Annotated in this window: 10 protein-coding genes; all 10 read left to right on the plus strand. The window is 58.9% G+C overall.

The genetic code is table 11. The annotated features are described in order from the left end of the window. The first annotated feature begins 27 nt into the window (after positions 1–27). The 10 genes from purH (at position 28) to rpsP (ending at position 12,350) form a co-directional block, all read left to right on the plus strand. Positions 28–1,602 carry a bifunctional phosphoribosylaminoimidazolecarboxamide formyltransferase/IMP cyclohydrolase gene (gene purH, locus Pan181_RS20500; protein ID WP_145249601.1) on the plus strand — a complete coding sequence of 525 codons (1,575 nt, stop codon included), beginning with the start codon at positions 28–30 and terminating at the stop codon, positions 1,600–1,602. A 129-nt stretch (positions 1,603–1,731) separates the two neighbouring features. Beyond that, on the plus strand, positions 1,732–2,253 hold the full coding sequence (locus Pan181_RS20505; RefSeq protein ID WP_197528555.1) for an RDD family protein: 522 nt from the start codon (positions 1,732–1,734) through the stop codon (positions 2,251–2,253). A 146-nt stretch (positions 2,254–2,399) separates the two neighbouring features. Then, positions 2,400–2,984, plus strand: a complete 585-nt coding sequence (locus tag Pan181_RS20510; RefSeq protein ID WP_145249605.1) for an RDD family protein — start codon at positions 2,400–2,402, stop codon at positions 2,982–2,984. Between the two features lie 386 nt (positions 2,985–3,370). Further along, a complete protein-coding gene (locus tag Pan181_RS20515; protein WP_145249607.1) occupies positions 3,371–4,045 on the plus strand; it encodes an FHA domain-containing protein in 675 nt (224 codons plus the stop codon). A gap of 163 nt (positions 4,046–4,208) precedes the next feature. Next, positions 4,209–7,814, plus strand: coding sequence for a DNA polymerase III subunit alpha (dnaE, locus tag Pan181_RS20520; protein ID WP_145249609.1), 3,606 nt, complete (start codon positions 4,209–4,211; stop codon positions 7,812–7,814). Positions 7,815–7,907: 93 nt separating this feature from the next. Beyond that, a complete protein-coding gene (locus Pan181_RS20525; RefSeq protein ID WP_145249611.1) occupies positions 7,908–8,885 on the plus strand; it encodes a UDP-glucuronic acid decarboxylase family protein in 978 nt (325 codons plus the stop codon). 112 nt (positions 8,886–8,997) lie between these two features. Continuing rightward, positions 8,998–10,131 (plus strand): 5-(carboxyamino)imidazole ribonucleotide synthase, encoded by a 1,134-nt coding sequence (locus Pan181_RS20530; protein WP_145249613.1) that lies wholly within the window; start codon positions 8,998–9,000, stop codon positions 10,129–10,131. A 119-nt stretch (positions 10,132–10,250) separates the two neighbouring features. After that, complete coding sequence (locus Pan181_RS26885) at positions 10,251–10,883, plus strand: glutathione peroxidase (RefSeq protein ID WP_315861133.1); 633 nt, start codon at positions 10,251–10,253, stop codon at positions 10,881–10,883. Between the two features lie 143 nt (positions 10,884–11,026). Further along, positions 11,027–11,632, plus strand: coding sequence for a redoxin family protein (locus tag Pan181_RS20540; RefSeq protein ID WP_145249615.1), 606 nt, complete (start codon positions 11,027–11,029; stop codon positions 11,630–11,632). 268 nt (positions 11,633–11,900) lie between these two features. Next, a complete protein-coding gene (gene rpsP / locus Pan181_RS20545; protein ID WP_145252369.1) occupies positions 11,901–12,350 on the plus strand; it encodes a 30S ribosomal protein S16 in 450 nt (149 codons plus the stop codon).

The following is a 12,350-nucleotide window of genomic DNA, read 5'->3' on the forward strand; positions in this document are numbered from 1 at the left end:
AGATTCAAATAGCGAGGAACTGCCAGGATGACTTCTTCAAAAATCGAACGAGCACTGCTTAGTGTCAGCGACAAAACGGGGCTCGTTGAGTTTGCCAAAGGCTTGGTAGCCGCGGGAGTCAGTCTCTATAGCACAGGTGGTACTCGTAAGGCGCTCGAAACAGCCGGTATCGAGGTGCAAGACGTTGCAGCGTATACGGGTTCGCCGGAAATGATGGACGGACGAGTCAAGACATTGCACCCTAAGGTGCACGGAGGCATTCTATGCCGACATGACCATACCGGCGACCAAAAATCTCTGGAAGATCACGAAATTGCCCGCTTCGAATTGGTAGTGGTTAATCTTTATCCATTTAGCCAAACCGTCGCCAAATCCGAAACCACTTTCGCCGAAGCGATCGAACAAATCGACATCGGTGGCCCTTCGATGGTCCGCTCGGCAGCCAAGAACCACGCGTTCGTTACCATTGCTAGCAATCCTCAGCAATATTCAGAAATATTGTCGGCCATCCAGCAACAAGGCGGCACCACCCCGGAGCAGCGTCGCCAACTCGCCGCCGAAGCGTTTGCTCATACTGCCGACTACGACGCTGGGATTGCCAAGTACTTTGCGAAGCAAACCGAAACCGAGTCGGGCGACTTCACCAGCACGATTCGCTTGAACCTCTCGCGCACGTTGCCGCTTCGCTATGGTGAGAATCCTCATCAGTGTGCCGCGCTTTACAAGCTGGCCGATGCGGGTCCACACAGCGTGGTGAATGCCGAACAACTCAACGGCAAAGAACTGAGCTACAACAACCTGCTCGATCTCGATGCCGCGCTGGGAGTGGCCCGCTCGCTCCCCACGCCTGGCGTGGCCGTGCTGAAGCACAACAACCCGTGCGGCGCGGCCAGCGCCTCGACGCTGGGCGAAGCGATGCAAAAAGCGTGGGCCGGCGATCCGATCAGCGCGTTTGGTTCGATCCTCGGATTCAACGTGCCGGTCGATGCGGCCGCGGCCGAGTGCCTGGCCGAACCAGGCAAGTTTGTCGAAGCCATCGTGGCTCCCGACTACACGCCGGAAGCGCTAGAGATTCTGACCACCAAGCCCAAGTGGAAAGCCAACGTGCGACTGATGAAAATCGGCCAACTCGAACCAGGCACCGGTGCGATTCAGCTTCGTTCGATCGACGGAGGCTACCTGGCCCAGACTGCCGACGACAAACCGGACGACGAGACCGAGTGGAAGATCGTGACCGAGACCACGCCGACCGATACGCAGATGGCCGACCTACGATTCGCCTGGGCGGTGTGCCGGCACGTCAAAAGCAACGCGATCGTGCTCGCCAAGGACGAGATGCTGCTCGGCGCCGGCGCGGGTCAGATGAGCCGGGTCGACTCGGTGGAGATCTCCATCAGCAAGGCGGGCGACCGGGTGACTGGCAGCGTGCTGGCGAGCGACGCGTTCTTCCCGTTCGACGACTCGATTCACCGCGCCGCCGAGGCCGGCATCACGGCCATCATCCAGCCCGGCGGGTCACGCAACGACGAGCAAGTGATCGCCGCCTGCAATAAACATGGCTTGCCGATGGTATTTACGAATTGCCGCCATTTCCGTCACTAGGGTATACTGCAAACCGCCGCTTCGGTCGGTGTAACCTAGGCAGGCTAATATTCAGCGGGGGGACTTCCTGTGCAAGATCCAAATAACCCATTTGCCGCTCCGACGTCGTACGAAGATATGTCGGACCCGATGGCACCGTACTCCCATGCTCCCCTTGCTGGTCGCGGCGTGCGACTGGGAGCGGCAATCATCGACGTGATGATTCTCTTGGCAGTATTGTTCCCGCTTTACTTCGCGATTACGTTTATGTTCTATCCCAAGATGTGGGATTTCGTGAGCATGGACCGACAGGGCAAAACTCAGGCTCAGATCCAACGAGAAATTGAAGCAAACCAACCCAGCGTGCTATTTGGGTACGGAATGGTCCCCCTTGGTTATGGAATTTACCTTGCCATCAATGGCTACCTGCTTGCAACCAACGGGCAGACCGTTGCCAAAAATCTGCTCGGTATCAAAATCGTACGAACCGATGGATCGCCAGCCGACCTGGGACGCTTGTTTGGCATTCGCTACCTACCATTCAAGCTAATCATGCTTATACCTTGGTTAGGTTTCCTCGTTACATGGATAATCAATCCGCTCATGATTTTCCGCGAATCGCGCAAGTGTTTGCACGACGATCTCGCCGATACGATTGTAGTGCAAGCATAGAAATCGCTGGCTAAGATAAACCGTAGTGATGCATGCCTTCCCCCCGGCGGTCTGCTTCGGCGTCAACCGATCAGGCGGGGGGAATAAGACTGGAGTGCGAAACGTAAGGAATTTTGATATCAGATTTCTCTAGGCGGTGAGTTCTGATGGAAACAATTGCGAACCCGTTTGCTTCGCCACAGGCCAAGCAGGTAGATGGTGTCCTCGAAGTAGCGCCAGAGTTTGGCCATTTCGCGGAGCGTGAGTCACGATTCTGGGCAGCCTTGATCGACGGTGCCCTGTTGTGGGTCTTGAACGTAGTTTTAGGCTTGGTGCTAGCCAACTCGCTGTATCCCAATATGTGGGACTTTTACCGCAACCAGGACTTCCAGTCGAAGTCGACCGCGGAACTGCGCCGCGAGTACCAGGCTACCCAGCCTGGCTGGGAGTTCAAAATCGGCATGGTGTTCGTCGGCTTTGCTGTGTTCCTGGCCATCAACGGTTACCTGCTGGCGACCAAAGGCCAAACGATCGGCAAGAAGATGCTCGGCATCAAGATCGTGCGGACCAATGGCACCCAGGCAGGCATCTGGCGACTCGTTGGGTTGCGGTATCTGCCATTCACGCTGATGTATCTCATCCCCGTCGTGGGACCGATCGTCACGCGTTTGATCGATCCGTTGATGATCTTCGACAAGTCGCACAAGTGCATGCACGATGAGTTTGCCGACACCATCGTGATCCGCACCTAGATAGCGAACCACAACAGTGCCGATTCGCGATCGTCCGCTGCGGTGGCTCTCGGCCAGAACCGACAATCCGTACCACGGCGTCTCGATTGAACCCGAGCAACGCCGGGGGCGGGTGTGACGAGTCGGCGACTAGCGATCTTAAGGGCAGCACTGCACAAAATGGCGGGCGCCTGGTCGATCGAGCCAAAGTCTCGCCCTCGCTGGCACCGAGGAATGACCGATAGAGAGATCCGTTACCAGCGGCGATGCGAGGATTTTAGCGATATTAAGGCATTTTTTGGTGAATCCAAGCTGCTGACGCGAATCACACGGCTGGTTACAATAGAAGGTTAACCGCTGCCGGTGCCTTGTTTCATTTCCTGATTTTTAGCTGTTTGCCTTCAACGATGGCCCAAATTTCGCTTTACGTCTTGGATGGTGCCGATCGTGGGAGGAAGTACGAAAGCCTCTCGACGCCGATCACCATCGGCCGCGAGGAAGGCAACGCCGTACAGCTGAACGACGAACGGATCAGCCGTTTTCATATCAAAATCCAGGAAGACCAGGACATGCTCGTGCTGACCGACCTGGACAGCACCAACGGCACCCGCGTGAACGGCGAGCAAGTGCAGCTGCGGATTTTGCGATACGGCGACATCATCTCGCTCGGCCGGAGTGTCCTCCGCTACGGCACCCGCGATCAGATTGCCCAGCGTCTGCAACAACTGCACGAGGAAGGGGATGTTCCCACCGAGCACCTCGACAGCAGCGCACTGGCCAAGCAGCTGGTCAGCACGTCGGACCTCGATTTCGGCTGGGACGGCCCAGGCGAGACGCATAGCACGCTGCACATTCCCAAAGCCCCGGAACTACCCGAGGGCCTCGGCCCCGCGCAGGCGGCCCAGCTTTCGGAGCTACTGGAGTACCTTCACCTGCGGACCCGTGCACTGCTGGAGGGAGTCGAGATCCCCGACGGTAGCCCGAAGGTCGAAATTGCCATCACCCGCTGGCAGGGCCTGCTCGATATGCAGGGCCTGTTGGCCGAGTATCTTCGTGGTATCGGTGATCCCGAGCTCGAATAACCGGCAAAACTAGCTGCCGGCCCGCCCTACAGCCACTGCTCGTCAAGCACCAAAATATGGGGTGAGCGGGCCGCCTATTCTGCGACATGAAAATCCGTGTGTGTCGCGATAGAATGGTTCGACTCGCCATCTAGATTCTCACTCATGTCACTCGGATATCGTCATGGACGCCCCTCCGTTTGTGCACCTGCACTGCCATAGTCACTACAGCCTGCTAGACGGGGCGAGCCCGATTAAAAAGCTCGTTGCGCGGGCCAAAGAGCTCGGCATGAACGGCCTAGCACTTACCGACCACGGCAACCTGTACGGGGCGCTCGAATTTTACCGGGCGTGCAAAGACGAAGGCATCAACCCGATTGTCGGCTACGAGGCGTACATCGCCCCGGCCAGCCGATTCGACAAAGGGGGAGCCTCCAGCAGCAAAGAGGCCAGCTACCACCTGACGTTGCTCGCCCAGAACCAGACCGGCTTCAAGAACTTGGTGAAAATGTCGAGCCGGGCGTTTCTCGAAGGCTTTTACCACAAGCCCCGTATCGACAAGGAATTGCTCGAAGCCCACAGCGACGGCATCATTTGCCTGAGCGGGTGCGTATCGGGCGAGTTGAGTCGCACCTTGCTCTCGGGCCATACCGCCGACGAGGCCCTCGCCCACGGCAGCAAAATCGTCGAGTGGTTCGAGCGGGTATTCGGCCCGCGGTACTTCCTGGAGATCCAAGACAACGGAGTCGACATCCAGCGAGCGGCGATGGAGCTGACCGTCGAACTGGCCAACAAGGTGGGTGTTCCGCTCGTCGCGACCAGCGACGCTCACTACGTCAACCGCGAGGATGCCGAAGCCCAGGACGTGCTGCTCTGCATCAACACCGGTAAGTACCGCACCGACACCGGCCGGATGAAGATGGAAGGCGACGAGTTCTTCCTCCGCAGCCCCGAGGAGATGTTCGCTGCGCTACCGGATCACGCCGACGCGCTCAAGCGAAGCCAAAGCATCGCCGACTCGGTCGATATCGATCTGGAACTCGGCAAACGGTACTTCCCCACGTTCACCACGCCGGGCAACACCGAGCCCGACATCAGCGCGAGCGAAGAGTACCTACGCGAGCTGGTGATTAAGGGACTTAAAGAACGCTACTCCGACGTGCTACACCGCTGGCAGAACAACGATCCAGCGACCGGCGAACTGTCGGACGAGGTCATGGCCCGCGTCGACCGCGAGCTGGGAGTCATCAACAAGCTCGGCTTCCCCGACTACTTCTTGATCGTGTGGGACTTCGTGCGTTTTGCGGTCGACAACAACATCCCATGCACGGCTCGTGGTTCCGGCGTGGGCTCGCTGGTTTGTTTCTCGCTGAAACTCAGCCACGTCTGCCCGCTGGAATACGACCTGCTGTTCGAGCGGTTCCTCGACGAGAGCCGGCTGGAAGCCCCTGATATCGATATCGACTTCTGCAAGCAGCGCCGGGTGGAAGTCATCCAGTACGTGAAAGACAAGTACGGCGAGGCCAACGTTGCCCAGATCGGCACGTTCGGAACTCTGGCCGCGCGGGCGGCGATCAAGGACGTCGGCCGGACGATGTCGATGCCGATCTTCCGGGTCGATCAGATCACGGCCATGATCCCCGACCAACTCGGCATCAGCCTCGACAAGGCCCTCGAGCAGTCCGAAGACCTGAAAGCGGCTTACGAAAGCGACCCGGAGATTCGCGAGCTGCTCGATCTGGCTCGCAAGATCGAAGGCCTCGCCCGCAACGTTGGTACCCATGCGGCCGCGGTGGTGATCGCCAAGAAGCCGGTCGACGAATACGTGCCGCTGCAGCACGTGAAAGGCAAGACCGAAGTCATCACCCAGTGGTCGATGAACGACGTGGAAGCCGCTGGGTTGCTAAAGATGGACTTCCTCGGTCTTCGCAACCTGACGATCCTCGCCCGCAGTATCGACCTGATCGAGGAGTCAACCGGCGAACGCATCGATCCCTATAAGTTCCCGCTCGACGACAGGGAGTCGTACGCCTTGCTCTGCCGCGGCGAGACCAAGGGTATCTTCCAGCTCGAATCGGGCGGTATTCGTGACCTTCTGCAGCGGATGAAGCCCGACAATTTCCGCGACATCATCGCTACCGCGGCCCTCTACCGACCTGGCCCGCTCGAAGGCGGCATGGTCGACCAGTACATCGAAGTGAAGCACGGCCGCCGCCCCGCCGAGTACCCGCACCCTGTGATGGAAGAGGTGCTGGATGAAACGCATGGCGTAATGGTGTATCAAGAACAGGTGATGCGGATTCTCAATCGCCTGGGTGGAATCGGCCTGTCCGAATCGTACAAATGTATTAAAGCGATCAGCAAGAAGAAGCTGCCGATCATTGCGAAGTTCCGCGAGGAGTTCCTGAACGGGGCCCAAGAGAAAGGGCTCGACAAGAAAAAGGCCGAAGAACTGTTCGGCATGATCGAGAAGTTCGCCGGCTACGGCTTCAATAAGTCGCACTCCACCGCCTACGCGCTCATCGCGTACATGACCGCCTACCTTAAGGCGCACTACTCGGTGGAGTTTATGGCCGCCTTGCTATCGGGCGACATCCCCGGCCGTAACTTCAAGAGCAAAGACTCGTTGGTCGAGCATCTCGAAGACTGCAAACGGATGGAAATCGAGGTGGTTCCGCCCGACGTGAACAGCTCGTTTGTCGACTTTGCGGTCCGCGAAGGCCGAATTCTGTTCGGCTTGTCCGCGATCAAAGGTTGCGGCGGCGGAGCGGCCGACGCCATCGTCGAGGCCCGAGAAAAGGATGGCCCGTTCCGCAGTTTGTTCGACTTCTGCGAGCGGATCGACCCCAGTTCGTGCAACCGTTCGACGATCGAAACGTTGGTGAAAGCAGGTGCTTTCGATTCGCTCGGCGCGCATCGCTCGCAATTGATGGCCATTGTCGATCGGGCGCTGCAAGCGGGTGCTTCGGCGATGAAGGATCGCCGCAGTGGCCAGAAGGGCCTGTTCGATTCGCTTGAGGAGGATGTGCAAAAAGCCGACGCGGCCGACCTGCCCGACATCCCCGAGATGGAGGAGAAGGATCGGCTGTTGATGGAGAAGGAAGTACTCGGCTTCTATCTCTCGAGTCATCCGCTGGCCGAATTCGAATCGCTGCTACGAACCTACTGCACGCACAACAGTAAGCAAGTCACCGAACTCGAGCATCGCAGCGAAGTCGTGATGGGCGGTATGCTCGCGGCCATCAAGTTCTCGCATACCAAGAATCCTAAGCCCGGCAAACCGTCGAAATACGCCATGTGGGACTTGGAAGATCTCGATGGCATCGTTCGCTGCATTCTGTGGCCCGAGCAGTTTGCCGATTTTGGCCACCTAGTGGAGCCAGATGCCAAGGTCGCCGTGCGGGCAGCGATCGACCGCCGACCGGGGGCGGAAGAAGTGAACCTGATCGTGAACGAAGTGATGACCATCGAGTCGCTTGCCGAGCGATATACCAGCGGCTTGTCGGTTCGGGTGGATGAAGCACGCCATGGCATGGACATGCTTGGCCCACTGCACGAGATTGTTCGCGGCTACCCGGGGCACAAGACCTTGAAGCTTCACCTGTGCCTGGAAGATGGGGCGGTCGCGCACATCGAAAGCGGCAAGAAGGTGGACCTCGACCCCGAGCTTCGCCGCCGACTCGACGAACTGCTCGGCGGCGGCTGCGTCATCCCGATCGGCAGCCCGCCGAAGCCAACCTCTGGCGGCCAAAACGGCAACGGCCGGGGGCGCGGTAATTACGGCCGTTAGGTTTTGCCTAGGGTTGTCGATAGCCAATTGCCGAATCGCTAACTAAGATCGTAAATTCTCCAACGAAGGCGATTACCTAGGGACTTTGGTGTCATGTCATTAATTAAGCGAATTCTGGTAACTGGCGGGGCTGGCTTCTTGGGCTCGCACCTGTGCGAGCGGCTCGTCGCTGACGGGCACGACGTCATCTGCCTCGACAATTTTTTTACCAGCCAGAAGAGCAACGTCGCCCACCTGCTCGACAAACATAACTTCGAGCTGATTCGCCACGACGTGACTCACCCGCTGTTTCTTGAAGTCGACGAGATCTACAACTTCGCCTGCCCAGCGGCTCCCGGGCATTATCAGTACAATCCCATCAAAACGATGAAAACTTCGGTCATGGGGGCCATCAACGTGCTCGGCATGGCCAAACGCTGCCGGGCGAAGGTGCTGCAAGCTTCCACCAGCGAAGTGTATGGCGACCCCGAAGTCCATCCTCAGCCGGAAAGCTATCGCGGATCGGTGAACACCGTCGGCCTGCGGTCGTGTTACGACGAAGGTAAGCGGGCGGCCGAGACCTTGTTCATGGACTATCACCGCATGAACCGGGTAAACATCCGCCTGGTACGCATATTCAACACCTATGGTCCGAGGATGCACCCCTACGATGGCCGCGTGGTATCGAACTTCATTCGCCAGGCGATCAACGGCGAGGACATCACCATATTTGGCGACGGTTCGCAGTCTCGCTCGTTCTGCTACCGCGACGACCTGGTCGAGGGCATCATCCGCATGATGAACGGACCGGACGATTTTGTTGGACCTGTAAACATTGGCAATCCCGGCGAGTTTACCATTCGCGAACTGGCGGAGCAGGTAATCGAGCTGACCGGCTCGAAGTCGAAGATGATTCAAATGCCGCTGCCGGCCGACGATCCCACGCAGCGCCAGCCCGACATCACGCTGGCCAAGAAACACCTCGACTGGGAGCCAAAAATCGCCCTTCGCGAAGGCCTGCAGAAAACCATCGAGTGGTTCCAGTCGATCCATCTCGACGATTACCGCGCGCCGACGCCGAACTTTGTGTAAAACGACCGGGGCTGTTGGCCAACTCCGTTCGCCGATAGGCTACTAGCTTTCGCGGCCGAATCGACGAACGACCGGCCAATTGCCACCCACCAGCCCCCCCACGCGTCGCGACATGCCAGCTCTCCCTGAAAACTCGATCTTAGGTGTATTCGGCGGGGGACAACTGGGGCGGATGTTTGCCGAGGCCGCGCACGAGCTGAACTATCGCGTGCATGTTTACTGCCCCGAGGCCGACTGCCCCGCAGCCCAGGTTGCCGAGCTGCACACGGGAGCCGATTACCACGACTTCCAGGCCATCGCCGAGTACGCCCAGTCGATTTCGGCGGCCACGCTGGAGTTCGAGAATGTACCAGTGGCTTCGGCCGAAGCGGCCGCGCATTACATCCCCGTCCGCCCCGGCGGCGAGGCGTTGTACACGGTGCAGGATCGCAGCCGCGAGAAGGGCTTTTTGCTGGCCGCCGGTATCGCCACGACTCCCTACCACAACGTGCGTAGTGAGGAAGAGCTGCACCGCGCAGTCGCAGAACTCGGCACGCCTGCGGTGCTGAAAACCACGAAGTTCGGCTATGACGGCAAAGGGCAGACCATCGTCCAGTCTCCCGAGCAGGCCGTCGAGGCATGGGGTTACCTGGGGCGTCACAAATGCGTGCTGGAGAAGTTCATCGACTTCGAGCGGGAAATCTCGGTACTGGTCGCCCGCGACACCGAGGGACGGATCGAAACATTTGGGCCGATCGAGAACGCTCACGCCAACCACATTCTCGACGTCAGCGTCTACCCAGCGAGCAGCCCTGCGGTTGCCGCCGAGGCAGCGATCGCGGCCGCCAAGAGTGTTGCGTTGGAACTCGACCTGGTGGGTCTAGCATGTGTCGAGTTCTTCGAAACCGCAGCGGGCGAGGTGATGGTAAACGAAATCGCCCCCCGCCCCCACAACTCGGGGCACCTGACTATCGAGGCGTGCGACGTCAGCCAATTCCGCCAGCAGACACTGGCCGTGGCCGGGCACCCGGTTGCCAAGATGAACGCCCCGCGCCCGGCAGCCACGGCCAACCTGCTGGGCGATCTGTGGACCAATGGCGAACCTCGCTGGGAAGCGATTGCCGAGTTCCCGGGAGTCGAACTGCATCTGTACGGCAAAAAGTCGGCCCGCCCGGGTCGCAAAATGGGTCATCTCACCGCGGTGGCCGACTCGCCTGCCGAAGCGGAGCGACTGGTCCGCGAGGCTCGTATTGCGGTAACTCGCTAAACTCCCTGGTGGCTGGCTTTCGCGATTCGCCAATCGCGACAACCGGGGCTACAATTCTGCTGCATGCGGTTTGATGCCGCTTTGTCGCCCCCTGCCCTCGCACCATCCGGAGCTATGTCATGCGTATGCCAGTTGTGATGATCCTAGGAGTCGTTTTGATGATTGGTTCGTCGATGGTAAGCCAGGCTGCTGAGTCTGCCCCCGACAAAGCGTCGGAAACGGCCAAGGCTGAGAAAGAATGGCCCACCGCGCTCGACTTCAAGATGAAGACGCTCGAAGGCGAAGAGGTGCATTTGGCCGAGAAGTACGAAGGCAAGGTGGTGCTGTTCGTGAATGTCGCCAGCCGCTGCGGCTACACTCCTCAGTACGAAGGCCTGCAAGCGTTGCACGAAAAGTATGGCGAGCAAGGCCTGGCGATCGTCGGGGTGCCTTGCAATCAGTTTGGTGGGCAAGAGCCAGGAACCTCCGAACAAATCGCCCAATTCTGCGAAGCAAACTACGGGGTCGAGTTCGACATGCTGGGCAAGGTCAACGTGAAGCGGAGCGAAGACGACCAATGCCCCCTCTATAAGTACCTGACCGACGAAGAGAAATTGCCAGGCATCGGCAGCGATATCAAATGGAACTTCGAGAAGTTCGTGATCGGTCGCGATGGAAAGCCGATCGCCCATTATCGCTCGAAGACCGCGCCCGAATCGGAAGAGTTGACCAAGACCATTGAAGAGGCCTTAGCGGCGAAAACTGAGGAGTAAACTCCGGGAATTCGGCCCTATCGACTGCTATAACCGGCAGAATAGGAAAGCGAGCGTGACCCTGCAGCCCGATTGACTCAGGACGGTTGCGAGGTAGACAATACCGATAGTCCCGCTCGCCGATCCGCATGGAGCACCGTGCCGTGAAGAAATACGCCTTACTTGTTGTTGCTGTTTGTTTTGCCACTACGCCCGCCTGGGCTCAGCAAGATACCGCTGCTGGCGGTGTGCCGAAGGTTCTGCTCTCGGACCAACACCAGGAAATGGTGAAGATCGGCGTCGGCGATAAGTTCCCAGAGGTCACGCTGCCGCCGGCTGCCGCTGGTGGTGAGTCGGCACCCATGGTCAAGCAGTTCGGTCAGCAGGTGACCGTGGTCGGGGTGTTCAGCCGCGACGGCGCGATGGCCAAAACCATGCTCCGCGACCTGCAGTTCGATATCAACAAGCAATATAACGCCCTGAATCCGGGCGCTGGCATGGCCAACGTGCTCCCTGTAGCGATTGCCACTGGGCTGACGCAGGATCAGGCAACCCAAACCGCTTCGGCCGCTAGCTTCGAAGGCACTTTGCTGCTCGATGGCGATGGCACCGCCACCGCGGCGCTCGGCACTGGGCGGATGCCGCGGATCTACGTGCTCGACTCCAAGGGCAGCGTAGTTTGGTTCGATATCGAATACTCCAGCTCAACTCGTCGCGAGATGCAGCAAGCCGTAGCCGCGTTGATTAAGCAGTCCGAAGCTAGCAACTAGGCTCTCATCGGCGTGGTGCAATCGGTCGCTCGGCCGATCGAGTAGAAAAATCGGCGCGGGCCGGCCGGCTTAGCTGGAGTGCCGGAATTCCCGCTGTTTTCGGCAGCGTCCGCCCAAACTATTGCCGAAACGTGCGTCTGGAGAGAAAACTCCCCCAGTTTCTCGGGGTGAGGCCCTTGCAAACTGGGGTAGCTCTCTCCAATAATGGGCGATTCCCAACTAAGCGATTATTCAATTCGGAGAGCCGGCAGTGGCAGTTCGTATTCGCATGAAACAGATGGGCCGAACCCATCGCCCGTTTTATCGCATTTGCGCCATGGACAAGCGTGCCCCTCGAGACGGTAAAGTCTTGGAGGAACTGGGCATCTATGACCCCATGGTTCGCGACACCGACGCCCGCGTGCAACTCGACTGTGAACGGGTTGATTACTGGCTGAGCGTCGGCGCACAGCCGTCGGAAAAAGTAGCCGTGCTGCTCAAAAAGTACGGTACCAACGGTTCGCACGTCGATGCCAACAAGGCAGCCATCGAGAAGCTGGCTCAGCCTTTGGTAGTTCCAGAGCGCGGTGCCCCCGTGGTGAAGCAAAAGACACAAGAAGAGATTGAGGCCGAGGAGGCAGCAGCCGCCGCCGAAGCCGCCAAGGCAGAAGAAGGCCCCGGCGAAGAATCGGCCGAAGCCCCTGCTGAGGAAAAGCCCGAGGAGCAGGCAGCCGAGTAG

Origin of the sequence: Aeoliella mucimassa (assembly GCF_007748035.1) — a bacterium.
Taxonomy (GTDB): Bacteria; Planctomycetota; Planctomycetia; order Pirellulales; family Lacipirellulaceae; genus Aeoliella; species Aeoliella mucimassa.

Bases quoted from the DNA above. Each gene is read 5' to 3' on its own strand.
- purH (WP_145249601.1), top strand. From the start codon at position 28: ATGACTTCTTCAAAAATCGAACGAGCACTGCTTAGTGTCAGCGACAAA.
- Pan181_RS20505 (WP_197528555.1), top strand. From the start codon at position 1,732: ATGGCACCGTACTCCCATGCTCCCCTTGCTGGTCGCGGCGTGCGACTG.
- Pan181_RS20510 (WP_145249605.1), top strand. From the start codon at position 2,400: ATGGAAACAATTGCGAACCCGTTTGCTTCGCCACAGGCCAAGCAGGTA.
- Pan181_RS20515 (WP_145249607.1), top strand. From the start codon at position 3,371: ATGGCCCAAATTTCGCTTTACGTCTTGGATGGTGCCGATCGTGGGAGG.
- dnaE (WP_145249609.1), top strand. From the start codon at position 4,209: ATGGACGCCCCTCCGTTTGTGCACCTGCACTGCCATAGTCACTACAGC.
- Pan181_RS20525 (WP_145249611.1), top strand. From the start codon at position 7,908: ATGTCATTAATTAAGCGAATTCTGGTAACTGGCGGGGCTGGCTTCTTG.
- Pan181_RS20530 (WP_145249613.1), top strand. From the start codon at position 8,998: ATGCCAGCTCTCCCTGAAAACTCGATCTTAGGTGTATTCGGCGGGGGA.
- Pan181_RS26885 (WP_315861133.1), top strand. From the start codon at position 10,251: ATGCGTATGCCAGTTGTGATGATCCTAGGAGTCGTTTTGATGATTGGT.
- rpsP (WP_145252369.1), top strand. From the start codon at position 11,901: ATGAAACAGATGGGCCGAACCCATCGCCCGTTTTATCGCATTTGCGCC.